Consider the following 23,057-nt stretch of genomic DNA (forward strand, 5'->3'; position numbering starts at 1 on the left):
GGCAACGGCCGGGGCACGTGATTAACCGGTGGCCGCCACCGTCGCCCCGGGTGCCGGGCCGGATGCCGTGCGCACCGTCCGGCACGTGCCGGACGCCAGCAGGGCCTGCGCCACGGCCGCTGCCGACTCCGGGCCGCGGACCAGGAACGCGGTGGTCGGTCCGGAGCCCGAGACGAGGGCGGCGAGGGCACCGGCGGCCCGGCCCGCGGCCAGGGTTGCGGCCAGTTCCGGGAAGAGGGAGAGGGCGGCGGGCTGGAGGTCGTTGGAGACGGCGGCGGCGAGCGCGTCCGGGTCACCCTTGGCGAGGGCGGCGAGCAGTTCGCCGGAGGCGACGGGCTCGGGGATGTCCGTGCCCTCGCCGAGCCGGTCGAACTCGCGGAACACCGCCGGGGTGGACAGGCCCCGCCGGGCCATGGCGAACACCCAGTGGAAGGTGCCGCCGGTCTCCAGGGGCGTCAGCTGCTCCCCCCGCCCGATGCCGAGGGCGGCCCCGCCGACCAGGCTGAACGGCACGTCGCTGCCCAGCTCGGCGCAGATCTCCAGGAGTTCGTCGCGGGAGGCGCCGGTCCCCCACAGCGCGTCGCAGGCCACCAGGGCGCCCGCGCCGTCCGCGCTGCCGCCGGCCATGCCGCCGGCGACGGGGATGTCCTTGGCGATGTGGATGTGGACGGCGGGGCTGCGGCCGTACCGCCCCGCGAGCGCCTCGGCGGCCCGGGCGGCGAGGTTCGTGCGGTCCAGGGGGACCTGGTCGGCGTCCGGGCCGTCGCAGGTCACGCGGAGCTCGTCGGCGGGGGTGACGGTGATCTCGTCGTAGAGGCCGACCGCGAGGAAGACGTTGGCGAGGTCGTGGAAGCCGTCGGGGCGGGCGGCGCCGACCGCCAGCTGGACGTTGACCTTGGCGGGGACGCGGACCGTGACGCTCACGCGGTCTCCTTCTCCTGGTGCAGGTTCGCCTTGTGCTCGGCGATCCGCGCGAACTCCTCCACGGTGAGCGACTCGCCCCGGGCCTGCGGCGAGACCCCGGCGGCGACCAGGGCCTCCTCGGCGGCGGCGGCCGATCCGGCCCAGCCGGAGAGCGCGGCCCGCAGCGTCTTGCGGCGCTGCGCGAAGGCCGCGTCCACGACGGCGAACACCTCGCGCTTGGCGGCCGTCGTCCTCAGCGGCTCGCTGCGGCGGACCAGGGAGACCAGGCCGCTGTCGACGTTGGGCGCGGGCCAGAACACGTTCCGTCCGATGGCCCCGGCGCGCTTGACCTCGGCGTACCAGTTGGCCTTGACCGAGGGGACGCCGTAGACCTTCGAGCCGGGCGGGGCGGCGAGCCGGTCGGCGACCTCCGCCTGGACCATGACGAGGGTGCGTTCGATGGTCGGGAAGGTGTCGAGCATGTGCAGCAGGACCGGGACGGCCACGTTGTAGGGGAGGTTGGCCACCAGCGCGGTCGGGGCGGGCCCCGGGAGCTCGGTGACGTGCATGGCGTCCGAGTGGACCAGCGCGAACCGGTCGGCGCGCTCGGGCATGCGGGCCGTGACGGTCGCGGGCAGCGCGCCGGCGAGCACGTCGTCGATCTCCACGGCCGTGACCCGGTCGGCGGCCTCCAGCAGCGCGAGCGTGAGCGACCCGAGCCCGGGGCCGACCTCGACGACCACGTCGTCGGGGCGGACCTGTGCGGTGCGGACGATCCGGCGGACGGTGTTCGCGTCGATCACGAAGTTCTGTCCGCGTTGCTTGGTCGGGCGTACGCCGAGGGCGGCCGCGAGCTCGCGGATGTCGGCGGGGCCCAGGAGGGCGTCGGGGGTGGGGCTGCTGGTCACGGGGACAAGGGTACGGGGGGTGTGCCGGCGCCCTGTCTCACGCTAGCCGTGCAGCCGTCCCCCGCAGTGCGGCCAGGGGCTTGCTCCCCGCCGCACGTAGAGCTTCTTCGCCCGGTACGTCTGTTCCGCGGCCGGGGCGTCCTGGGGGCGGCCCTGGCCGCCGAGGGCGTGCCAGGTCCGGGTGTCGAACTGGTAGAGGCCGCCGTAGGTGCCCGAGGAGTCGACCGCGTCGGGCCGGCCGCCGGACTCGCAGGCCGCGAGGCCCTGCCAGTCGAGGTGGTCGGCGCCCCGCACGGACGCCGGGCGCCGCATGGTGCCGACCCTGACCAGCTGCGGGCTCGGCTCACGCACCACCTCGGACCTGATCTCGCGCGGCTTCCGGGGGACTCCGTTCACCGTGCGCAGGGCGAAGGTGACCCGGCGCAGGCCCGGCTCGCCCGCCCGCTCCACGACCTCCGTGCCCTGGAACAGGGTGGGGTCCTCCGTCCGCCGCACCTGGAAGGGGATCGGCTCCTCGCGGACCTCCCTGCCGCCGGTGATCCGCAGCACCGTCACGGTCTGTCCGTCGCGCGGGAAGCCGCCCTGCGGGACGGAGGTGGTGTCCTGGCCGTGCAGGGTGATCCCGGCCTCCTCCACGACCTCGCGGACGGTCGCCGCGTTGGTGCGCACCGTGCGGGCGCGGCCGTCGGCCATGATCGTGACGGTCCGCTCGGTCCGCACGTCCAGGGCGAGTCCGCCGCGTCCGATGCGCCGGGAGCGCGACGTGGACACGTACGCGCCTTCGTGCCGCACACCGAGCTGCCGCAGTGCCCCCTCCACCGTGTGGGCGGTCGTCCACACCTCACGCCGGTGTCCGTCGAGGGTGAGCCGCACGGGACGGGCGAAGCGTACGGCGACCTCGTCACCGCTGCTGATGCGCGCGCCGGGCCCGGGCGCCACCACGTCGTGGGCGCCGACCTCGACCCCCTCCTCCGCCAGCAGCTCGGTGACGTCGTCGGCGAAGGTGTGCAGCGTGCGGGCCTTGCCGTCGACGTTGAGCTCGATCGCCTTGTCCTTGGCGACGAAGGCCGTGGTGCCGCCCGCCAGGAAGGCGACGACGAGGGCCTGCGGGAGCAGCCGCCGCATGGGCCCGTCCGGGCGCTGGGCGTAGCGCGCCCTGCGCCGGCGCGCGGCCCTGCGGTGCGAGCCGGTGCGCGCCGCGGCACGCGAACCGGCGCGCACGCCCGGGTCCGGCTCGGGGTGCCCGACGGGCCCGGGGTCGCGCTCGTCGTCCTGCCCGCCCTGCCGGGGCAGAGCGGGCAGGGTCGGCGCCTCGTAGGCCGGCCGGTAGGTGTCCGCGTAGGCCGGCCGGTAGGTGTCCGCGTAGGCCGGCCGGTGGGTGTCCGCGTAGGCGCCGGGGGGCGCCGGCGTCCCGTGGACGAGGGTCTCGGCGCTGTGCAGATCGGCCGGCGACACGTCGAACCCGCCGTACACCGGATCGGCGTAACCGGGGCCATACGTCTCGTACGTCTCGTACCGCGCGTTGCTCACGCCGACACGCTCCAGGGGCCGGAGGGGGTCCAGAGGGGTCCGGATAGGGCCCCCAGAACCTAGCGGAGCGGCCGTCACTCTCCAAAGCGACGCGACTACGCACAGTCGTACGGTGAGGCGGGCGGCGGGGTCAGTAGCCGAACGCGCGTGCGGTGTTAGCGCCGAGGGCCCGGGCCAGCGTGTCCTCGTCGATGCCGCGCACCTCGGCCATGGCCCGCACGGTGATCGGCACGAGGTAGGGGGCGTTGGGCCGTCCGCGGTAGGGCGCGGGGGTGAGGAAGGGGGCGTCGGTCTCGACGAGAAGGAGCTCCAGCGGGGCCACCGCCACCGCGTCCCGCAGGTTCTGGGCGTTCTTGAAGGTGACGTTGCCGGCGAACGACATGAAGTAGCCCGCGCTCGCGCAGATCCCGGCCATCTCGGCGTCGCCGGAGTAGCAGTGGAAGACGGTCCGCTCGGGGGCGCCCTCCTCCTTCAGCACCCGCAGGACGTCGGCGTGGGCCTCGCGGTCGTGGATGACCAGGGCCTTGCCGTGCCGCTTGGCGATCTCGATGTGGGCGCGGAAGGAACGCTCCTGCGCCTCCTTGCCCCCGGGGCCGGTGCGGAAGTAGTCGAGGCCGGTCTCGCCGACGCCCTTGACCTGCTCCAGCGCGGCCAGCCGGTCGATCTCGGCGAGGGCGTCGTCCAGGGCGGCCTGGCCGCCGGGTTCACGGGCGCCCTGCCGCGACCACCCGTCGGGGTCTCCATGCACGATGCGGGGCGCCTCGTTCGGGTGCAGGGCGACCGTGGCGTGGACGGCGTCGTGGGCCGCGGCCGTCTCGGCCGCCCAGCGGGAGCCCTTGAGGTCGCAGCCGACCTGCACGACCGTCGTCACTCCGACCGACGCCGCCTTCGCCAGCGCCTCCTCGACCGTGCCGGACTGCATGTCCAGGTGGGTGTGGGAGTCGGCGACCGGCACCCGGAGGGGTTCCGGGAGGGGCGGGGCCGCGTTCTTGTCCGGGCGGCCGGCATCGTTCGAAGGCATGCACCGATCCTACGAAAGGGGTACGCCCTCCCCGGTGGGGGAGGACCGGGGAGGGCGTCGACAAGGGAAGCCGGACGGGTCAGCTCGCCTTGCGCTGGAAGGGGTGCAGCAGGTCGGACAGGTGCCAGTGGTGGTGCTCGCGCTGCTCCTCGCCGGCCGCCGTCCCGGTCTCGGCGTCCGCGGTGGGCACTTCCACGGGCCCGGCGGGTGGCGGCACGCGGTGGGGCCGGTGCGCCGCGTCACGCGCCGACGCGACCCGCCCGGGCCGCATGATCCGCACGACGTGGCTGTCGCAGTTGTGGCACTCGGGCTTGCTCAACGGGGAGGGCACCACCTTGCCGTCGGCCACGTAGAGGACGAACTCGTGACCCGCGGCGTCCGTGTGGTGCTCTATCTCGTACGACTGCTCCCAGCCGTGCCCGCACCGCATGCAGGCGAAGGAGTAGGACTCGTTGACGACTGCGGTCGCACCGGCGCGGAGCCCGGTCTGCCCTGCGATCTCACTCATGCCAGCTCCTGTTGGTCCGCTGTGGCGTGAGGACGATTCCGTCCCCGCAACCCAGTGGACTCCCCGGCCGGACCGATGGCAGCAGACCTGTCGACTATTGGCCCCGATTTGGGCGTCCCTTGCCCCTGCGCCCCTTGTGCTTTGCCCACCCATGGGGCGCACGCTCAAACGACATGCGCCCTGCTCAGAGGGTGTTGGTGCCTCGTAAGGAGCGCCCCTTCAGGGCGCGGGTCTGCATCCATGTGCGGCTCCGCCGCGCGGGCGCGATCGACCACGGTCAGCGCGCGCCCCGCCAAGCACCCCGGCCGCTTCCCCGGACCCGGCTCACCCACCGGCGTTCTTCGCGGCGACCACCGCGTCGAACACCACCCGCTTCGGCACCCCGGCCTCCACCGCCACCGCGGCGATCGCCTCCTTGCGCCGCTCCCCCGCCTCCTCCCGCACCCGGACCCGCCGCACCAGCTCCTCCGGCCCGACCTCCTCGGGCCCCTTCTCCGGCGCGCCCTCCACGACCACGGTGATCTCCCCGCGCACGCCTTCCGCGGCCCACGCGGCCAGCTCCCCCAGCCCGCCGCGCCGGACCTCCTCGTACGTCTTGGTCAGCTCCCGGCACACCGCCGCCCGCCGCTCCGCCCCGAACACCTCGGCCATGGCCGACAGCGTGTCGTCGAGCCGGTGGGGAGCCTCGAAGTAGACGAGGGTGCGCCGCTCGTCGGCGACCTCCCGCAGCCGCCCCAGCCGCTCCCCCGCCTTGCGCGGCAGGAACCCCTCGAAGCAGAACCGGTCGACGGGCAGCCCGGACAGCGCGAGCGCGGTGAGCACCGCGGACGGCCCGGGCACGGCCGTGACCCGCACGTCCCTCTCGACCGCGGCGGCCACCAGCCGGTACCCCGGGTCGGACACCGACGGCATGCCCGCGTCCGTGACGAGCAGCACCCGCGCCCCGCCCACGAGCTCCTCGACCAGTTCCGGCGTCCGGGCCGACTCGTTGCCCTCGAAGTACGACACCACCTTGCCCTTGGGGGTGACACCGAGCGCCTGGCTCAGCCGGCGCAGCCGCCGCGTGTCCTCGGCGGCGACGACGTCGGCTCCGGCCAGTTCCTCGGCGAGCCGGGGCGGGGCGTCCGCGATGTCGCCGATGGGGGTGCCTGCGAGTACGAGGGTTCCGATCACGCCCCCATCCTCCCAGGGGCGGCGGGCGGGGACTTCTCCCCGGGGTGACTTCCCAGGGGCGGACGATGCGGACGCATACGCCCATGCACGGGACTCACACAGAACGGTTCCCTACGATGGCGCGGTGACCAGTACCGCATCCTCCACGGACACCCGTCAGGGCCAGGCGCCGCTCGACCAGCGGCCGTCCTGGCAGCAGCGGCTGCGCCGCTTCGGCTACCAGGGGCAGCCCGGAAGCGACACCCGCGACGTCCGTGACCGCCTGGTGCCGCCGTACACCGAGCCCTCCCCGCGGCTGTGGGCGGCGCTCGGCATCCGGCACACGCTCGCCGAACGGCTGGTGCGCTGGTCGGGCTGGATCGGCCCGCTGCTCGTCACGCTGCTGGCGGGGGTGCTGCGGTTCTGGAACCTGGGCAGCCCCAGGGCGGTGATATTCGACGAGACGTACTACGCCAAGGACGCGTGGGCGCTGGTCCACCGCGGATTCGAGCTCAACTGGGACAAGAACGCCAACGACCTCGTCCTGTCCTCGGGCGGTCACGTCACGCTCCCGGCGGACGCGGCGTACGTCGTTCACCCGCCGGTCGGCAAGTACGTCATCGGGCTCGGCGAGCTGATGTTCGGCTTCGACCCCTTCGGCTGGCGGTTCATGACCGCGCTGCTCGGCACGCTGTCCGTGCTGCTGCTGTGCCGGATCGGCCGCCGCCTGTTCCGCTCCACCTTCCTGGGGTGTCTCGCGGGCGCGCTGATGGCGGTGGACGGCCTGCACTTCGTGATGAGCCGCACGGCCCTGCTCGACGGCGTGCTGATGTTCTTCGTGCTGGCGGCGTTCGGCTGCCTGCTCGTCGACCGGGACAAGGCCCGCGCGAAGCTCGCCGCCGCGCTGCCGCCGGCCGAGGACGGCCGGGCCCGGCCCGACCGGCACACGGCGGAGACGGCCCGCCTGGGATGGCGCCCCTGGCGCTGGGCCGCGGGCCTGATGCTGGGCCTGGCCATCGGCACGAAGTGGAACGGCCTGTACATCCTGGCCGCGTTCTGCCTGATGGCGGTGTTGTGGGACGTCGGCTCGCGACGGGTCGCCGGTGCCCGCCACCCGTACTCGGCGGTCCTCAAGCGCGACACGGGCCTGGCGTTCCTCGCCACCGTCCCGGTCGCCCTGGTCACCTACCTGCTGTCCTGGACCGGCTGGATCCTCTCCGCCACGAACGGCTCCGGCGGCTACTACCGCAACTGGGCCGCGACCAGCGGCAAGGGCGGCAGCTGGACGTTCCTGCCCGACTGGCTGCGCAGCCTGTGGCACTACGAGCACCAGGTCTACGAGTTCCACGTCGGCCTGTCGTCGCCGCACACGTACCAGTCCAACCCGTGGAGCTGGCTCGTCCTGGGCCGTCCGGTGTCGTACTTCTACGAGTCCCCCGCCCCCGGCAAGGACGGCTGTCCCGCCGACGCGGGCGAGAAGTGCGCCCGCGAGGTCCTCGCGCTCGGCACACCGCTGCTGTGGTGGGTCGCCTGCTTCGCGGTCCTCTACGTCCTGTGGCGCTGGTTCTTCCGCCGGGACTGGCGCGCGGGTGCCATCGCCTGCGGCATCGCGGCCGGATACCTGCCCTGGTTCATGTACCAGGAGCGCACGATCTTCTTCTTCTACGCCGTCGTGTTCCTGCCGTTCCTGTGCCTGGCGGTGGCGATGCTGCTCGGCGCGATCATCGGCCCTCCCCGCTCCTCCGACACCCGCCGCGTCGCGGGCGCCACGGCCGCGGGCGTCCTGGTCCTCCTGATCACCTGGAACTTCATCTATTTCTGGCCCCTCTACACCGGCACGGCCATCCCGATCGACGACTGGCGGTCGCGGATGTGGCTGGATACGTGGGTGTGATCTGTGTTCGGTCAAAAATCGAAACGCCTGTCCCGTTAGCAACCGCTTACGCATAGAGTGCTCCCGGGATCGAGCTTTCTGAACGCGTTCAAAGGAGCGCGGAAGGCTCAACGGGGAGGGGACGTCCCAATGAGCAAGGGCGTCAAAGCCGCCGTCATAGGCGGCGTGTTCGCGGTGATGGTGGGTGGGGCCGGCTACGGCGCCTACAACATCATGAGCGCGTTGAGCGGTGACGGGGGCGGCGCGGGCGGGGTCGCCGCGCAGAAGCGGTCGGGTCCGCCCGGCGAGGACGAGGTCAAGGAGACCACGGCCGCGTTCTTCAAGGCCTGGCAGACCGGAGCGTCCGCGAAGGCGGCGTCGTACACCAACAACGACGCGGCCGCCGAGCAGTTGCTCGGCGCCTTCGCCGACGATGCCCACATCACGGATGTGAAGATCACGCCGGGCGCGCCCCGGGGCACCACCGTGCCGTACGCGGTGAAGGCGAAGGTGGCCTACGACGGCACGTCCGAGCCGCTGAGCTACCGCAGCGAGCTCAAGGTCGTGCGCGGGCTCACCACAGGGCGGGCGCTGGTCGACTGGCAGCCGTCCGTCGTGCACCCCGGGCTGAAGAAGGGCGACACCCTCGTCACCGGGAAGTCGGCCACCCCGCCCATCGAAGCCGTCGGCCGCGACGGCTCGGAGCTGACCAAGGAGAAGTACCCCTCCCTCGGCCCGATCCTGGACGCCCTGCGCGACAAGTACGGCGAGCAGGCCGGCGGCACCCCCGGCATCGAGCTGGTCGTCCGGCACGACGGCGACGGCGCCCCCGACACTCCGCTGCTCACCCTCGCCAAGGGCAAGCCGGGCAAGCTCACCACCACGATCAGCCCGAGCGCGCAGGCGGCCGCCGAGAAGGCGGTCAAGCGGTTCGCCCAGTCGTCGGTGGTCGCCGTCAAGCCCAGCACCGGCGAGGTGCTGGCCGTGGCCAACAACCGCACGGACGGTTTCAACGCGGCCTTCGAGGGCCAGTCGGCACCCGGCTCCACCATGAAGATCATCACCGCCGCGATGCTCATCGACAACGGCGTGACCTCGATGAACGGTCCGGCGCCCTGCCCCGACACCGCCGTGTGGCAGAGCCAGACCTTCAAGAACCTGACCAATATGAAGCCCGACGAGAACGCCACGCTGGCCAACAGCTTCATGCGGTCCTGCAACACCGCCTTCATCAAGCTCATCGACGAGAAGCCGCTCACGGACGCCTCGCTGACCCAGGAGGCGGAGAACCGCTTCGGGCTGGGGCAGGACAACTGGAAGACCGGCATCGTCTCCTTCGACGGCAACGTGCCCGCGGTCGACGGGCCGGACCGGGCGGCGGGTGCCATCGGGCAGGGGCAGGTCCAGATGAGCCCGCTGAACATGGCCTCGGTCACCGCGACCGCCATCACCGGGACCTTCCGCCAGCCCTACCTGGTCTCGCCGAAGCTGGACGACCGGGAACTGGCACAGGCCGAGGGATTGCGGTCGAGCACCGCGAGCCAGCTCAAGCAGATGATGCGACTGACCGCCACGCAGGGCACGGCCATGCAGGCCATGCGCGGACTCGGCGGTGACATCGGCGCCAAGACCGGTTCCGCCGAGGTCGACGGCAACGCCAAGTCCAACAGCTGGTTCACCGGTTTCCGGGACGACGTCGCGGCCGCGGCCATGACCGAGCAGGGCGGCCACGGCGGCGACGCGGCCGGGCCGATTGTCGCAGCCGTGCTACGAACCGGTGGCTGATCTCACCGTCCCGGGACGGGACTCTAGGGTGGTGGCCGTCGTTGGGACATGGGACAGCTGAGGGCGACGGGGACCCTGGGGAAGCGCGGAGGAAAGAACAGCAGTGGGCAACAGAAGGCGCGTCGCCGAGCGACGGAAGACGAGACCCGCCGTGATCGGCGGGATGATCGCCGTGGTCGTCGCGGGCGGCGGAGCCGGTGCCTACGCGCTGTTCGGCGGTGGTGCCGCCGCCGACGACGGGTCGCGGGCGGCGGACCGGAAGGCCGAGGTCAAGACCGGCCCGCCGTCGCCGGCCGAGGTCAGAACCACCGCCACCGCCTTCCTCACCGCCTGGCAGTCCGGAAAGGTCACGCAGGCCGCCGCGGCCACCGACGACCCCGCCGCGGCCCGTCCGCTGCTCACCGGCTACACCAAGGACGCCCACATCAAGGACGTCACCCTCACCCCGGGCAAGCCCACCGGTGACAAGGTGCCGTTCTCGGTCAAGGGCACGGTGTCCTACAAGGGCACCGACAAGCCGCTGACGTACGACAGCGCGTTGACCGTGACGCGCCGCGCCGCCGACGGCAAGCCCCTGGTCGACTGGCACTCCGCGGTCGTCCATCCGGACCTGAGGGACGGGGACACGCTGGTGACCGGCGAGGCGGGCACGCCCCCGGTCAAGGCCCTCGACCGGGACGGCGGGGAGCTGACCACGAAGAAGTACGCCTCCCTCGGCCCGGTCCTGGACGGGCTGCGCGAGAAGTACGGCAAGGAGGCCGGCGGCAAGGCCGGTATCGAACTGCGGGTCGTACGCGGCAAGGCCGCCAAGGCCAAGGACCTCTCCGACAAGACCCTGCTGGAGCTGAGCGAGGGCACTCCCGGCACGGTGAAGACCACGCTGGACCCGGCCCTGCAGGCGGCGGCCGAGCAGAAGGTCGCGAAGAAGGCCAGGTCGTCGGTGGTCCTGCTGCGGGTGTCGACCGGCGAGATCCTGGCCGCGGCCAACGCCTCCCCCGGCTTCAACACCGCCTTCCAGGGCTCCCTTGCCCCCGGCTCCACGATGAAGGTCATCACCTCGTCGCTGCTGCTGGAGAAGGGCCTGGCCTCCGCCGACAAGAAGCACCCGTGCCCGAAGTACTTCACGTACGGCCACTGGAAGTTCCAGAACGACGACAAGTTCGAGATCAAGAACGGCACCTTCAAGGCGAGCTTCGCGCGGTCCTGCAACACGGCCTTCATCAGCCAGGCCCCGAAGCTGAAGGACGACGACCTGACCAAGGAGGCCCAGCAGGTCTTCGGCCTGGGGCTCAACAACTGGGCGATCGGTGTGCCGTCCTTCGACGGCGCGGTGCCGGTGCAGTCGGCGGCCCAGATGGGCGCCTCGCTGATCGGGCAGGGCGGGGTCCGCATGAACCCGCTGAACATGGCGTCGGTGTCGGCGACGGTCAAGTCCGGCACGTTCCATCAGCCCTACCTGGTCTCCCCGGACGTGGACGGGCGCAAGCTGGCCAAGGCCTCCCGCACCCTGCCGGCGGGCACCCTGTCCCAGCTGCGGGAGCTGATGTCGTACACGGCCGCGTACGGCACGGCGGCGGAGGCGATGGCCGGGGTGAGCGGCGATGTCGGCGCGAAGACCGGGTCCGCCGAGGTCGACGGGCAGAAGAAGCCGAACGGCTGGTTCACGGCCTACCGGGGCGACCTGGCCGCCGCGGGCGTGGTCCAGCAGGGCGGGCACGGCGGCTCGACGGCGGGTCCGATCGTGGCGGCGCTGCTGAAGATGGGCGGCTGAGCGCGGGGCTCAATGGGTGACGGGTTCCGCGGCGGCCATGTACGTCCGCCGCAGGAACCGCAGCAGTGCCTGCCGCTCGAACTGCACCACGGACACGCCCTCCGCGGTATGGAACTCGACGACGACCTGCACCCGGCCGCAGGGCCACACCCGCACCTCGCCGCTTCCGGCGGGGGCCCGCAGCCCCTCCTCCAGCAGTTCGCGGCCGAAGGTCCACTCGCCGCCACCGGTACCCGGCAGCGCCATGCGCACCCTGCGGGGGTCGTGGTCGGGGTCGTAGCGCAGCCGGACCGGTACCGCCTCCAGCTCGTCGACGAGCGGGACGGCCGCGTCCGAGACGATGTGGGCTCGCGCGTACTGCTCGACTACGGACATCGGACGGCCCCTTCACCGTGCGCAATACGAGTGGAAACCGTACGTCCACTCCTCCTCTAATGTCGCATATTTTCCGGATTGCGCCTTAGGAGCCGGATATACCCCGGCGTGAGATAAAACGAGCTTCACGCTCTTGCAAATCGTTCGCATCAAGCCACATCATCGATCCGTGCATGTACCTGACGGATTCATCAACGCCCCCACCTCCGCCGCCACCGGTGTGATCGCCGCGGGCGCCGTCGCCGTGAGCCTGCGCGGCGCACGCCGCGAGCTCGACGAGCGCACGGCGCCGCTGGCAGGACTCGTCGCGGCGTTCATCTTCGCCGTGCAGATGCTGAACTTCCCCGTCGCGGCCGGCACCAGCGGCCATCTGCTCGGCGGTGCGCTGGCGGCGATACTCGTCGGCCCCTACACCGGGGTCCTGTGCGTCTCCGTCGTCCTGCTGATGCAGGGCATCCTCTTCGCGGACGGCGGTCTGACCGCGCTCGGCGTGAACATCACCAACATGGCGATCGTCACGACGGTCGTGGCCTACGCCCTCTTCCGCGGCCTGGTGAAGGTGCTGCCCCGCACCCGCAGGTCGGTCACCGCGGCCTCCTTCGTCGCCGCCCTGGTGTCCGTCCCGGCTGCCGCCCTGGCCTTCACGCTGATGTACGCGATCGGCGGCACCACCGACGTCTCGATCGGCAAGGTCGCCACCGCCATGGTCGGCGTGCACGTCCTGATCGGCATCGGCGAGGCCGTGATCACCGCGCTCACCGTCGGCGCGGTCATCGCCGTCCGCCCCGACCTGGTGTACGGGGCACGCGGTCTGACGCAGAAGCTCAAGCTGCGGGTGAACGGCGAACTGGTCGACGCGCCCGAGGCCGAGCCCGTCCCCGTCGCCGCCCGGACCTCGCACCGCAAGGTGTGGGCGGCGGGCCTGGTCACCTCCCTCGTGCTGGCCGGCTTCGTCAGCTTCTACGCCTCGGCGAACCCCGACGGTCTGGAGAAGGTCGCCGCCGATCACGGCATCGACAAGAAGACCGAGGAGCACTCCACGGCCGGCTCCCCGCTCGCCGACTACGGCGTCGAGGACGTCGACGACGCACGCCTGTCCGGGGGCCTGGCGGGTGTGATCGGCGTGGGCGTCACGGTGGTCGCGGGCACCGGGGTGTTCTGGGCGGTGCGCCGCCGCCGCACGCAGGACACGTCCCCGTCGGACACGACGAGCCTGACGAGCGTCTGACATGGGAGCGGGTCACGCGCACAAGCTGTACCGGCACGGGCACTCGCCCGTGCACGGCCTGCCGCCGCACACCAAGCTCGCGGCCGTGTTCGCCTTCGTGGTGGTCGTGGTGTCGACGCCGCGCGAGGCGATGTGGGCGTTCGGGCTGTACGCCGTGCTGCTCGGGGCCGTCGCGTACATCGCGCGCGTGCCCGCCGGCTTCCTGCTCAGGCGGCTGCTGATCGAGGTGCCGTTCGTCGCGTTCGCCGTGCTCATGCCCTTCGTGGCCGAGGGCGAACGGGTCGACGTCCTCGGTCTGTCCCTGAGCGTGAACGGCCTGTGGGGCGCCTGGAACGTGCTGGCCAAGGGCACGCTCGGCGTCGCGGCCTCGGTGCTGCTGGCCGCCACGACCGAGCTGCGCGAACTGCTGCTCGGCCTGCAGCGCCTCAAGCTCCCGCCGCTGCTCGTGCAGATCGCGTCGTTCATGATCCGCTACGGCGACGTCATCACCGACGAGATGCGGCGCATGCGGATCGCCCGGGAGTCACGCGGCTTCGAGGCGAGCGGCGTGAAGCACTGGGGTGTGCTCGCCAAGTCGGCGGGCGCGCTGTTCATCCGTTCCTACGAGCGCGGCGAGCGCGTGCACCTGGCCATGGTCAGCCGCGGATACGCCGGCTCCATGCCCGTCATCGACGAGGTGACCGCGTCCCGGGCGCAGTGGTCGTACGCCCTGGCCCTCCCCTGCGCCGCTCTGCTCGTCTGTCTGCTGGGATGGTCCCTGTGACTGCTTCTCTGGAGGTCTCCGGCCTCGCCTTCGCCTACCCCGACGGACACCAGGCCCTCTTCGGCGTCGACTTCTCGGTCGCGCGCGGTGAGCGGGTCGCGCTGCTCGGCCCGAACGGCGCGGGCAAGACGACCCTCGTGCTGCACCTCAACGGCATCCTGACCGGCGGCGCCGGCACGGTGACCGTCGCGGGGCTGCCCGTGGACAAGCGGAACATGGCCGAGGTCCGGCGCCGGGTCGGCATCGTGTTCCAGGACCCGGACGACCAGCTCTTCATGCCGACGGTCCGCGAGGACGTGGCGTTCGGGCCGGCGGCGGCCGGGCTGAAGGGGCCCGAGCTGGAGGCGCGTGTGGAGCGGGCGCTGGAGCGGGTCGGCATGGCGGACTTCAAGGACCGCCCGCCGCACCACCTGTCCTTCGGGCAGCGCCGCAGGGTGGCCGTCGCGACCGTGCTGGCGATGGAGCCGGAGATCCTCGTCCTGGACGAGCCGTCCTCCAACCTCGACCCCGCCTCCCGCCGCGAACTGGCGGACATCCTGCGCTCCCTGGACGTGACCGTGCTGATGGTCACGCACGACCTGCCCTACGCGCTGGAGCTGTGCCCGCGCTCCTTGGTCCTCAGCGACGGGGTGATCGCGGCCGACGGGCCGACCGGCGAGCTGCTCTCGGACGAGGAGCTGATGCGGGCGAACCGCCTGGAGCTGCCGTTCGGCTTCGACCCGCGTTCCGTCCCGGCGGCTCCGGCCCGTCCGTGACAATGGGCGCGTGACGAACGAGGAGAGCGACGGATCGCCGCTGCTGGACGAGCAGCTGTGCTTCGCGCTGTACGCGGCGCAGCGTGCGGTGACGGCGGCGTACCGCCCGCTCCTCGACGAGCTGGGCCTCACCTATCCCCAGTACCTGGTGCTGCTGGTCCTCTGGGAGCGCGGCGAGACAGCCGTCAAGGATCTGGCCGCGGCCCTGCGCCTGGACTACGGCACGGTCTCGCCGCTGCTGAAGCGGCTGGAGGCGGCCGGTCTGGTACGGCGTGAGCGGTCGGCCCGGGACGAGCGGTCGGTGCTGGTGGCCGTGACGGGGCGCGGGGAGGAACTCCGGGAGCGGGCGGGCCGGGTGCCCGGTGCGCTGCTCACGGCGACCGGGCTCGACGCGGCGGAGGCCGGGCGGCTGCGCGAGGAGCTGTGGCGGCTGGCCGGGCGGGCCGAGACGGCGGCGGACCGGGCCCGCTGAGCGTTACCGCCGGTTGCCCACCCCCTGATCGTGCTCCCGTGTTACCGGCCAGTACCTTGTGCACGATGTACTTGTGCACACTTGGTTCCCGGGGGAGGACAGCATGACTGACGGCCCCGCCGTCGACACCCGCCCGACGAAGATCATGTATGTGGCGGAGGCCACCGCCCACGGCGGCCGCGAGGGCTACGTGACCAGCCAGGACGGTCAGCTCGAACTCAAGGTCGCGATGCCCCCGCAGCTCGGCGGCGACGGCAACGGCACCAACCCGGAACAGCTCTTCGCGGCCGGCTACAGCGCCTGCTTCCACAACGCCCTGATCCTCGTCGGCAACCGCGAGGGCTACGACCTGTCCGGCTCCACGGTCGCCGCCAAGGTCGGCATCGGCCCCAACCGGCAGCGTGGCTACGGCCTCGCGGTCGCCCTCAGCGTCTCGCTGCCGGTCGTCGACGCGGACCTCGCGACCCGGCTGGTGGACGCGGCCCACGAGATCTGCCCGTACTCGAACGCGACCCGCGGGAACATCGACGTGACCATCCTGCTTGGCTAGGGGGGAGCACCACGAGCACAGCGGCGAGACGAGGAGTACGGGCGTGGACGTGCACGGCACAGTGGCCGAGGGCTTCGAGCCGGTGAGGGACGCGTTCGTACGGAACTTCGAAACGCTCGGGGACCGGGGAGCGGCGGTCGCCGTCTACCGCGACGGCCACAAGGTCGTCGACCTGTGGGGCGGTACGAAGGACGTCGACGGCACGGCCCCCTGGGAGCACGGCACGGCCCAGGTCGTGCGCTCGGCGACCAAGGGTGTCGCCGCCGCCGTACTCCTGCTGCTGCACCAGCGGGGGCAGTTGGACCTCGACGCGCCGGTGGGACACTACTGGCCGGAGTTCAAGGCGCGCGGCAAGGAGCGGGTGCTGGTCCGGCACGTGCTGAACCACCGCGCCGGGCTGCCGGTCCTGGACCGGCCGCTCACCCCGCGGGACGCGCTCGACCCGCAGCGGGGCCCGCAGGCGCTCGCCGCGCAGGCCCCGGCGTGGGAGCCCGGCACCGACCACGGCTACCACGCGCTCACCTACGGCTGGCTGGTCGACGAACTGGTGCGGCGCGTGACCGGACAGGGCGCCGGGCAGTGGCTGGCGTCGCAGATCACCGGCCCGCTGGGGCTGGACCTCTGGCTCGGCCTGCCGGAGTCGGAGGCCGGCCGGGTCGGGCGGGTCGGCCGCGTCGAGGGAGCCGAGCCGGCCGGCGGCCTGCGGGCCCGCCCCAAACGCTCGGTCACCGAGGCCTACGAGGACCCCACCTCCCTCACGCGCCGGGCCTTCGCCGCGATATCCCCGTTCCCGGACCAGAACGACCCCGCCTACCGGGCGACCGCCCTCCCCGCGACGAACGCCATGGCGACGGCGGACGGGCTGGCCCGTTTCTACGCGACCCTGATCGGCGACACGGCCGGTGCCGGGCGCCTGTTCACCCCGGAGACGGTCGAGCTGGCCCGGGCCGAGGAGTCGGCGGGCCCGGACCGGGTCCTGGTGGTCGGCACCCGCTTCGGCCTCGGCTACATGCTGCACGGCAGCGCCTCGCCGTTGCTCACCCCCCAATCCTTCGGCCACCCCGGCCGCGGCGGCGCCCTCGGGTTCGCCGACCCGGAGACCGGGATCGCCTTCGGCTACGTCACCAACGGCTTCCGCAAGACGGTGACGGCGGACCCGCGGGCGCAGGGGCTGGTGCGGGCGGTGCGGGGAGTACTCGACCTCTAGGGGCGCTTCAGACGTGGATCGGGTGGGAGGTCCGGCCGGACGCCTGGTCGATCTCCTCGTGGGCTTTGGTCAGCAGCCGCATGGCGAGTTCGTTCAGCGCCCTCGCCCCGGCGATCTCCTCCCCGACCCGGGGTTGATTGGCGTCGGTCCGGTGCCGGCTGGCGTGCCCGTGCGCCCGTACCTCGCTGCCGTCGGGCAGGCGGACCATCGCGGCCGCGCGCGTGTGCTGGTCGTCCTCCGTGAACTCCATCTCGACGTGCCACCCCACAGTGGTGTGCATCATGACGATCACCTCCGGAACGCTTAGTTCCAGGGTGCTCCTCGCACCGGCCGGACGCACCCGCCTGACGGGCCCCCTTTCCTGCGTGGAACCCCGCCCGGCAGGCACCTATCCGGCGTGCAGCATTAGCCCGATCCCGACGACGAGCAGCCCGGCCGCCGCGATCCTCGGCGCCCCGAACCGCTCCTTGAAGAACACGGCCCCGATCGCCGCGCCCACGATGATCGACGACTCGCGCAGCGCCGCGATCGGGGCGAGCTCGGCCCGGGTCTGGGCCCACAGGACGAGCGCGTAGGCGGCCACGGACAGCGCGGCGCCGATCAGCCCGACCCCGGCGAAGGGCCGCAGCACGGCGACGGTCCCCCCGCGCCAGCGCCACACCGCGTACGCCGGGATGACCACCCCCTGGACCGCCATCAGCCAGGCGATGTACCCGAGGGAGGACCCGGAGGCCCGCACGCCGAGACCGTCGACGACGGTGTAGACCGCTATGGTCAGCCCGGTCGCCAGGGCCGCGCCGATCGCCGCCCAGTCGGGCCGCCGCCCGCGCAGCCCCCACAGGGCGACGCCGGTCAGCCCCGCGCAGGACAGGGCGATCCCGGCGGCGGCCCACCCGTCGGGCACCTCGTGCGCGAAGAGGGCGGCCAGCAGGGTCACGACGAGGGGCGCGGTGCCCCGGGCGATGGGATAGGCCTGCCCGAAGTCCCCCAGCCTGAAGGACGTCATCAGCAGGGCGTAGTACGCGATGTGGACGGCTGCGGAACCGAGCAGGTACGGCCAGGCCCCGGCCGCCGGGAACGCCACGAACGGCGCCAGGGCCAGCCCGATGACCATCCCGCCGCCCGAGATCAGCGCGAAGCCGACGAGCTTGTCGGTGATCTTGTGGGCGATGGCGTTCCAGCTGGCGTGGGTGACCGCGGCGAGCAGGACGGCCGCGGTGACCAGAGGGGTCACGAGGTGTGCTCGCGCACGTCCGCCAAGGTGCCGTCGGCGTACTTCACCAGGTCAGCGGGGGCCATGGGGAACACGGTGTACGGCGTCCCGGCCGCGGCCCAGACGACGTCGTGCTCCAGCAGGGACCGGTCGGCGAGCACCCGGGTTTTGGTCCGGTGCCCGAAGGGCGGCACGCCGCCGATGGCGTACCCGGTGGTCTCCCGCACGACGTCCACCTTGGCCCGGGTGACCTTGCCGGCGCCGAGTTCCCTGCGAACGAGTTCGAGGTCGACGCGGGAGGCGCCGTCCATGAGCACCAGCACCGGGACGCTGTCCGCGGCGAAGATCAGCGACTTGCAGATCTGGCTCAGCTCGCATCCGACCGCTGCGGCGGCCTCGGCGGCGGTGCGGGTGGCGTCGGGGAAGCGGCGGACCCGGCTCACGAGGTGCCCGAGCCCGAGCTCCCGCAGGGCTTCGGCGAAACGGGGATGAGCTCCGGAGCTCCCGGCGTCCGTGGCGGCTGTCGTCGTCATGGGGAGCACCGTAGTAGTCGGTGTAGGGCGCACGCGAGTGGGTTCGGAGCGCGCGGGCGGCTCGCCGCCGACCCGCGGAGGGGAACGGACTACTCGGTGGGCACGCCGAGGGCGGGGAGGACCACGGCGTCGATGTACGAGGTGACGAAGGCCGCGGTCGGAGGCCGGTCGTCGACGATCGCGCGGGTGACGAAGGCGCCGAGCATCATGTGCAACACGAACTCCAGCGCGGGGCAGTCCGCACGCACCTCACCACGGTCGACGGCGCGCTGGAGCACACGCCGCGAGTCCGCGATCTCCGGTTCGATGATCTGGCTCCGGAACTCGCTGCGGAGATCGGGGTTGGCGTGCATCGCCGTGGCCAGGCCGCGCATCAGCGCGCCGTTCTGCTCCATCTCGGCGTCGTCCACGCGGGCCAGGAGGGCGTGGAAGTCGCCGCGCAGCGAACCGGTGTCGACCTCGTCGAGGTTCTTCACCGGCCTGTTGTGGCGGAGCGCCTTGACGACCAGCTGCGCCTTGCCGCCCCACTGGCGGTAGAGGGTGGCCTTGCTGGACCGGGTGCGCGCGGCCACGGCGTCCATGGTGAGGGCGTCGTAGCCGACTTCGCGGAGCAGGTCGAGCACGGCCGTGTAGAGCTCGGCCTCACGCTCGGGGGTGATCCGGCTGCGACGCGCGGCGGCGACCTCGGTCATCCCTCTCGACCTCCTGCTGCGAACGACACGGTTTCGTACGTCACGAATGTAGCGCACCCTTTACAGAAACGAAACGGTTTCGTACATGTAGCCGCTCACTGCGGGACTTCCGCCCTGAGTTGCCCGGGTTTGGCCCCGGGCCAAGCATGAGGACGTGACCTATCTGCGTCTGCCGCACCTCCATGACGACCTGCTGTGCTTCGTGGCCGAGGACGACCTCTGGCTCGCCCCGCTCGACTCCCCCGGCCGGGCCTGGCGACTCACCGTCGACCGCACCAAGGCGGGTCACCCGCGCTTCTCGCCCGACGGCCGGCACCTGGCGTACACGAGCTGGCGCAGCCTGGTGCCCGAGGTCCACGTCGTCCCGGTGGACGGCGGGCCGGGCCGCCAGGTGAGCCACTGGGGCAGCGCCGACACCCGGGTCTGCGGCTGGACCCCGGAGGGCGAGATCCTGGCCGTGGCCTCGCACGGCGAGCCCTTCTCCTACTTCACCTGGGCCTACAAGGTCGGTCCGGACGGCGACCCGGGCCGCAAGCTGCCCTGGGGGCCGGTCTCCGACATCCAGGTCGCCGACGTGGCCGGGGAGCGCAAGTCCCTCCTGCTCACCGGCACCCCGCCGCACGAACCGGCCTCCTGGAAGCGCTACCGCGGCGGCGCGACGGGCCGGCTCTGGCTGCACGGCGAACGGCTCCTGGAGGGCATCGGGGGCCACCTGCACTCTCCCATGTTCGTCGGCGGCCGCATCGCGTTCCTCTCCGACCACGAGGGCGTCGCCAACCTCTACTCCTGCGCCTACGACGGCTCCGGCCTGCGCCGGCACACCGACCACGACGCCTTCTACGCCCGGCACGCCGCCAGCGACGGCACCCGGGTGGTGTACCAGTGCGGGGGCGACCTGTGGCTGGTCGACGACCTGGCCCCGGACTCCGAGCCGCGCCCACTGGAGGTACGGCTGAGCGGGCCGCGGGCCGGGCGGCGGCCCTACCAGGTGGCGGCGTCCCGGCACCTCGACGGGCTCTCCGTCGACGAGACCGGGCGGGCCAGCGCCGTCGTCGTGCGCGGCAGCCTGTACTGGCTGACCCACCGGGACGGCCCGGCCCGCACCCTCACCGACACCCCCGGCGTCCGGGTGCGGCTGCCGGAGATGCTCGGCGGCAGCGGACGGGTGGCGTATGTGACGGACGCCGAGGGCGAGGACGCGATCGAGATCGCCTCCCTGCCCCGGGCGAGCGGCGACCGGGCGCCCCGGCGGCTGGCACCGGGCCGGCTGGGCCGCGTGCACGAGCTGGTCTCGGATCCGGAGGGCGAGCGGCTGGCGGTCGCCTCGCACGACGGCCGGCTCCTCCTCGTGGACGTCACGGAGGACACCGGCGGCGAGGTCACCGAGCTGATCCGGTCGGTCAACGGTCCCGTGCGCGACCTCGCGTTCTCCCCGGACGGAGGGTGGCTCACCTGGTCGCACCCGGGCATCGGGCGGACCCTGCGGCAGATCAAGCTGGCCCGGCTGGCCGACCGGCTGATCGTCGACGTCACGGGCGGCCGCTTCGAGGACGAGAACCCCGTCTTCACCAGCGACGGCCGTTATCTCGCCTTCCTGTCCTGGCGCGGCTTCGACCCCGTCTACGACGTGCACACCGGCGACCTGTCCTTCCCGCTGGGCTGCCGCCCGTACCTGGTGCCGCTGTCCTCCGCGACGCCCTCCCCGTTCGCCCTGAACCCCGAGGGCCGCCCGGCCGCCGGTGGCCTGGACCCCGTCGAGGAGGCCGGCGACGGCGCCGGCGACCACGGGGCCGCCGTGACCGTCGAGGCCGAGGGGCTGGAGAGCCGCGTCACGCCGTTCCCGGTGACCGCCTCCAAGTACTCGGCGCTGCGCCCGGTCGCGGGCGGCGGGCTGGTGTGGCTGCGCTGGCCCATCTCCGGCGCCCTCGGCGAGACGTTCGCCAACCCGGACGACACCAGCGGCCGCCCGACCCTGGAGCACTTCGGCATCACCAAGGCCAGGAAGTCCGAACTCGCCCAGCATCTCGACTGGTTCGCGGTCAGCGGCGACGGCAGCCGGCTGGTGATCGTCGACGAGGGCGAGCTGCGCGCGGTCCCGGCCAACGAGCAGGCCGACAGCGACTCCACCGTGTGGATCGACGCGCGCCGCATCCTGCACACGGTCGACCCGGCGGCGGAGTGGCGGCAGGCCTACGAGGAGGCCGGCCGGCTGATCCGGGCCTACTTCTGGGATCCGGGCATGTGCGGCATCGACTGGGACGGGGTGCTGGCCCAGTACCGTCCGCTGGTCGAACGGGTCGCCTCCCCCGACGAGTTCGCCGACCTGCTGCGCGAGGCCCTCGGCGAACTGGGCACGTCCCACGCCTACGTGACCGCCTCCCGGCGCAGCGAGGGCCCGCCCCACTATCAGCGCCGACAGGGCCTGCTGGGCGCCAACTTCGTACGCAGGGAGCGCGGCTGGACGGTCAAGCGGATCCTGCTCGGCGACTCCTCCGACTCCAAGGCCCGCTCCCCGCTGGCCGGCACCGGCATCAGGGAGGGCGCGGTCCTCACCCACGTGGACGGCCGCCCGGTGGACCCGGACACGGGCCCCTACCCCCTGCTGGCCGGCGCGGGCGGCACGACGGTGGAGCTGACCTTCGAACCGGCGCAGGACCCGGCGAACCTCCTGACGGGTGCCCCGGCCGATGCCCCGGCGGCGGACTCGGCGCAGGCCGGGGCCCCGCCACGGAGAGTCGCCGTCGTCCCGCTGGTCGACGAGCGGCCGCTGCGCTACCAGGACTGGGTGGCCAAACGCCGTTCGGTGGTGCGCGAGTTGAGCGGCGGGCGCTGCGGCTATCTGCACATCCCTGACATGGGCGGTTCGGGCTGGGCTCAGTTCAACCGCGACCTGCGCATGGAGGTGTCCCGCCCCGCGCTGATCGTGGACGTGCGCGGCAACGCGGGCGGCCACATCAGCGAACTCGTCATCGAGACGCTGAGCCGGACGATCCTGGGCTGGGACCTGACTCGCGACGCCCAGCCGGTGTCGTACACCTCGAACGCGCCGCGGGGCCCGGTGGTGGCCCTGGCGGACGAGGCGACCTCCTCCGACGGCGACATGATCACCGCGGCGTTCAAGCTGCTGAAGCTCGGCCCGGTCGTGGGGCAGCGCACCTGGGGCGGTGTGGTCGGCATGACCGGCCGTCACGAGCTGGGCGACGGCACGGTGATCACGGTGCCGATGAACGCGGCCTGGTTCGACGCGTACGGCTGGTCGGTCGAGAACAAGGGCGTCGCCCCCGACATCGACGTCCTGCGCACCCCGCTGGACTGGGCCGAGGGACGGCACGCCCAGCTGGCCGACGCGGTGGAACTGGCACTCGGACTGCTGGAGACCGACCCGCCCGCCACACCGCCGACCCACAGCGACGTCCCCGACCGCTCCCGCCCGAAGCTGCCGCCCAGGGCGTGAACACCCGGTCGGCACAAGGGGAAAGGGGCACCCCACTCAGGGACACCCCTTTCCCGCGGCGCGCAACGTCAGGCGTCGAAGTCCTGGTCGAAGCGGTCCTCGTCACGCTCACGCTCACGGTCGCGCTGCGGCTCCGTGCGCTCGCGGTCACGCTGCGGCTGCGAGGGGTCCATGTCCTCGTCGCGCCGGCGGCCACGGCCCTGCATCTGCTCGCGAGCCTGGTCCGCCTTCTGGCGAGCCTGGTTCTGCCACTGCTCGGACTTCTCCTGGAACTGGTCCTTCATACCCATGTGGGTTCACTCCCGTTGGGGGTGAGGGGATCTGGCTCGATCAGATTCACACGGGTCGTGACCCTGCGCATGTC

Annotated in this window: 22 protein-coding genes; 10 read left to right on the forward strand and 12 right to left on the reverse strand. The window is 72.6% G+C overall.

Annotated elements, in window-relative coordinates; genetic code table 11:
* Nucleotides 1-21: 21 nt before the first annotated feature.
* From ADK65_RS36210 to rsmI, 6 genes are all read right to left on the reverse strand, one after another.
* Entirely contained in the window at nucleotides 22-924 is a 903-nt protein-coding gene (locus ADK65_RS36210) for a 4-(cytidine 5'-diphospho)-2-C-methyl-D-erythritol kinase (protein ID WP_053675852.1), read from the reverse strand.
* The gene (rsmA, locus tag ADK65_RS36215) at nucleotides 921-1,811 is read right to left on the reverse strand and encodes a 16S rRNA (adenine(1518)-N(6)/adenine(1519)-N(6))-dimethyltransferase RsmA (protein WP_053675854.1); all 891 of its coding nucleotides are present in this window, start codon (nucleotides 1,809-1,811) and stop codon (nucleotides 921-923) included. The genes ADK65_RS36210 and rsmA overlap by 4 nt, the downstream gene beginning before the upstream one ends.
* 42 nt (nucleotides 1,812-1,853) lie before the next feature.
* A complete protein-coding gene (locus ADK65_RS36220) occupies nucleotides 1,854-3,341 on the reverse strand; it encodes a ubiquitin-like domain-containing protein (RefSeq protein ID WP_053675856.1) in 1,488 nt (495 codons plus the stop codon).
* A 130-nt stretch (nucleotides 3,342-3,471) separates the two neighbouring features.
* Nucleotides 3,472-4,362: a TatD family hydrolase gene (locus ADK65_RS36225; RefSeq protein WP_053675858.1), complete on the reverse strand. Its 891-nt coding sequence runs from the start codon at nucleotides 4,360-4,362 to the stop codon at nucleotides 3,472-3,474.
* Between the two features lie 79 nt (nucleotides 4,363-4,441).
* Nucleotides 4,442-4,870: a hypothetical protein gene (locus tag ADK65_RS36230; protein WP_053675860.1), complete on the reverse strand. Its 429-nt coding sequence runs from the start codon at nucleotides 4,868-4,870 to the stop codon at nucleotides 4,442-4,444.
* A gap of 324 nt (nucleotides 4,871-5,194) precedes the next feature.
* Entirely contained in the window at nucleotides 5,195-6,043 is an 849-nt protein-coding gene (gene rsmI, locus ADK65_RS36235) for a 16S rRNA (cytidine(1402)-2'-O)-methyltransferase (RefSeq protein ID WP_053675862.1), read from the reverse strand.
* Nucleotides 6,044-6,167: 124 nt separating this feature from the next.
* On the opposite strand from rsmI, the gene ADK65_RS36240 reads away from it, so the two are divergent.
* The 3 genes from ADK65_RS36240 to ADK65_RS36250 all read left to right on the forward strand — a co-directional run bounded on the left by ADK65_RS36240 (nucleotide 6,168) and on the right by ADK65_RS36250 (nucleotide 11,451).
* The gene (locus ADK65_RS36240) at nucleotides 6,168-7,916 is read left to right on the forward strand and encodes a dolichyl-phosphate-mannose--protein mannosyltransferase (protein ID WP_053675864.1); all 1,749 of its coding nucleotides are present in this window, start codon (nucleotides 6,168-6,170) and stop codon (nucleotides 7,914-7,916) included.
* Nucleotides 7,917-8,045: 129 nt separating this feature from the next.
* Nucleotides 8,046-9,680 carry a penicillin-binding transpeptidase domain-containing protein gene (locus ADK65_RS36245; RefSeq protein WP_053675866.1) on the forward strand — a complete coding sequence of 545 codons (1,635 nt, stop codon included), beginning with the start codon at nucleotides 8,046-8,048 and terminating at the stop codon, nucleotides 9,678-9,680.
* Nucleotides 9,681-9,783: 103 nt separating this feature from the next.
* The gene (locus ADK65_RS36250; RefSeq protein WP_053675868.1) at nucleotides 9,784-11,451 is read left to right on the forward strand and encodes a penicillin-binding transpeptidase domain-containing protein; all 1,668 of its coding nucleotides are present in this window, start codon (nucleotides 9,784-9,786) and stop codon (nucleotides 11,449-11,451) included.
* 9 nt (nucleotides 11,452-11,460) lie between these two features.
* Here ADK65_RS36250 and ADK65_RS36255 read toward each other — a convergent pair whose 3' ends face one another.
* Nucleotides 11,461-11,826, reverse strand: a complete 366-nt coding sequence (locus ADK65_RS36255; RefSeq protein ID WP_053675869.1) for an SsgA family sporulation/cell division regulator — start codon at nucleotides 11,824-11,826, stop codon at nucleotides 11,461-11,463.
* Between the two features lie 169 nt (nucleotides 11,827-11,995).
* Between ADK65_RS36255 and ADK65_RS36260 the strand changes: the two genes are divergently transcribed.
* The 6 genes from ADK65_RS36260 to ADK65_RS36285 all read left to right on the forward strand — a co-directional run bounded on the left by ADK65_RS36260 (nucleotide 11,996) and on the right by ADK65_RS36285 (nucleotide 16,801).
* The gene (locus ADK65_RS36260) at nucleotides 11,996-13,054 is read left to right on the forward strand and encodes an energy-coupling factor ABC transporter permease (protein ID WP_053675871.1); all 1,059 of its coding nucleotides are present in this window, start codon (nucleotides 11,996-11,998) and stop codon (nucleotides 13,052-13,054) included.
* Between the two features lies 1 nt (nucleotide 13,055).
* The gene (gene cbiQ, locus ADK65_RS36265; protein WP_053675873.1) at nucleotides 13,056-13,817 is read left to right on the forward strand and encodes a cobalt ECF transporter T component CbiQ; all 762 of its coding nucleotides are present in this window, start codon (nucleotides 13,056-13,058) and stop codon (nucleotides 13,815-13,817) included.
* Entirely contained in the window at nucleotides 13,805-14,572 is a 768-nt protein-coding gene (locus ADK65_RS36270) for an energy-coupling factor ABC transporter ATP-binding protein (RefSeq protein ID WP_053675875.1), read from the forward strand. The genes cbiQ and ADK65_RS36270 overlap by 13 nt, the downstream gene beginning before the upstream one ends.
* A gap of 10 nt (nucleotides 14,573-14,582) precedes the next feature.
* Nucleotides 14,583-15,044, forward strand: coding sequence for a MarR family winged helix-turn-helix transcriptional regulator (locus ADK65_RS36275; RefSeq protein WP_053675877.1), 462 nt, complete (start codon nucleotides 14,583-14,585; stop codon nucleotides 15,042-15,044).
* Between the two features lie 103 nt (nucleotides 15,045-15,147).
* Nucleotides 15,148-15,594 (forward strand): organic hydroperoxide resistance protein, encoded by a 447-nt coding sequence (locus ADK65_RS36280; RefSeq protein ID WP_053675879.1) that lies wholly within the window; start codon nucleotides 15,148-15,150, stop codon nucleotides 15,592-15,594.
* Between the two features lie 43 nt (nucleotides 15,595-15,637).
* Entirely contained in the window at nucleotides 15,638-16,801 is a 1,164-nt protein-coding gene (locus tag ADK65_RS36285) for a serine hydrolase domain-containing protein (protein ID WP_053675881.1), read from the forward strand.
* 7 nt (nucleotides 16,802-16,808) lie between these two features.
* Here the strand turns inward: ADK65_RS36285 and ADK65_RS36290 are convergent, their stop codons facing one another.
* From ADK65_RS36290 to ADK65_RS36305, 4 genes are all read right to left on the reverse strand, one after another.
* The gene (locus tag ADK65_RS36290) at nucleotides 16,809-17,084 is read right to left on the reverse strand and encodes a DUF1876 domain-containing protein (RefSeq protein ID WP_053675991.1); all 276 of its coding nucleotides are present in this window, start codon (nucleotides 17,082-17,084) and stop codon (nucleotides 16,809-16,811) included.
* A 105-nt stretch (nucleotides 17,085-17,189) separates the two neighbouring features.
* Nucleotides 17,190-18,035 (reverse strand): DMT family transporter, encoded by an 846-nt coding sequence (locus ADK65_RS36295; protein ID WP_053675883.1) that lies wholly within the window; start codon nucleotides 18,033-18,035, stop codon nucleotides 17,190-17,192.
* Nucleotides 18,032-18,547, reverse strand: a complete 516-nt coding sequence (locus ADK65_RS36300; protein ID WP_053675885.1) for a YbaK/EbsC family protein — start codon at nucleotides 18,545-18,547, stop codon at nucleotides 18,032-18,034. The genes ADK65_RS36295 and ADK65_RS36300 overlap by 4 nt, the downstream gene beginning before the upstream one ends.
* An 89-nt stretch (nucleotides 18,548-18,636) precedes the next feature.
* Entirely contained in the window at nucleotides 18,637-19,239 is a 603-nt protein-coding gene (locus tag ADK65_RS36305; protein WP_053675887.1) for a TetR/AcrR family transcriptional regulator, read from the reverse strand.
* Between the two features lie 154 nt (nucleotides 19,240-19,393).
* On the opposite strand from ADK65_RS36305, the gene ADK65_RS36310 reads away from it, so the two are divergent.
* Nucleotides 19,394-22,693, forward strand: a complete 3,300-nt coding sequence (locus ADK65_RS36310) for a S41 family peptidase (RefSeq protein ID WP_053675890.1) — start codon at nucleotides 19,394-19,396, stop codon at nucleotides 22,691-22,693.
* 68 nt (nucleotides 22,694-22,761) lie between these two features.
* Here the strand turns inward: ADK65_RS36310 and ADK65_RS36315 are convergent, their stop codons facing one another.
* Nucleotides 22,762-22,983 carry a hypothetical protein gene (locus ADK65_RS36315; protein ID WP_053675892.1) on the reverse strand — a complete coding sequence of 74 codons (222 nt, stop codon included), beginning with the start codon at nucleotides 22,981-22,983 and terminating at the stop codon, nucleotides 22,762-22,764.
* Nucleotides 22,984-23,057 lie beyond the last annotated feature (74 nt).

This window comes from Streptomyces sp. NRRL B-1140, assembly GCF_001280065.1.
GTDB lineage: Bacteria > Actinomycetota > Actinomycetes > Streptomycetales > Streptomycetaceae > Streptomyces.

Coding starts and splice junctions, on each gene's coding strand:
- ADK65_RS36225 (WP_053675858.1), bottom strand. CDS start 4,362: ATGCCTTCGAACGATGCCGGCCGCCCGGACAAGAACGCGGCCCCGCCC.
- ADK65_RS36230 (WP_053675860.1), bottom strand. CDS start 4,870: ATGAGTGAGATCGCAGGGCAGACCGGGCTCCGCGCCGGTGCGACCGCA.
- ADK65_RS36245 (WP_053675866.1), top strand. CDS start 8,046: ATGAGCAAGGGCGTCAAAGCCGCCGTCATAGGCGGCGTGTTCGCGGTG.
- ADK65_RS36255 (WP_053675869.1), bottom strand. CDS start 11,826: ATGTCCGTAGTCGAGCAGTACGCGCGAGCCCACATCGTCTCGGACGCG.
- cbiQ (WP_053675873.1), top strand. CDS start 13,056: ATGGGAGCGGGTCACGCGCACAAGCTGTACCGGCACGGGCACTCGCCC.
- ADK65_RS36270 (WP_053675875.1), top strand. CDS start 13,805: ATGGTCCCTGTGACTGCTTCTCTGGAGGTCTCCGGCCTCGCCTTCGCC.
- ADK65_RS36280 (WP_053675879.1), top strand. CDS start 15,148: ATGACTGACGGCCCCGCCGTCGACACCCGCCCGACGAAGATCATGTAT.
- ADK65_RS36290 (WP_053675991.1), bottom strand. CDS start 17,084: ATGATGCACACCACTGTGGGGTGGCACGTCGAGATGGAGTTCACGGAG.
- ADK65_RS36300 (WP_053675885.1), bottom strand. CDS start 18,547: ATGACGACGACAGCCGCCACGGACGCCGGGAGCTCCGGAGCTCATCCC.
- ADK65_RS36305 (WP_053675887.1), bottom strand. CDS start 19,239: ATGACCGAGGTCGCCGCCGCGCGTCGCAGCCGGATCACCCCCGAGCGT.
- ADK65_RS36315 (WP_053675892.1), bottom strand. CDS start 22,983: ATGGGTATGAAGGACCAGTTCCAGGAGAAGTCCGAGCAGTGGCAGAAC.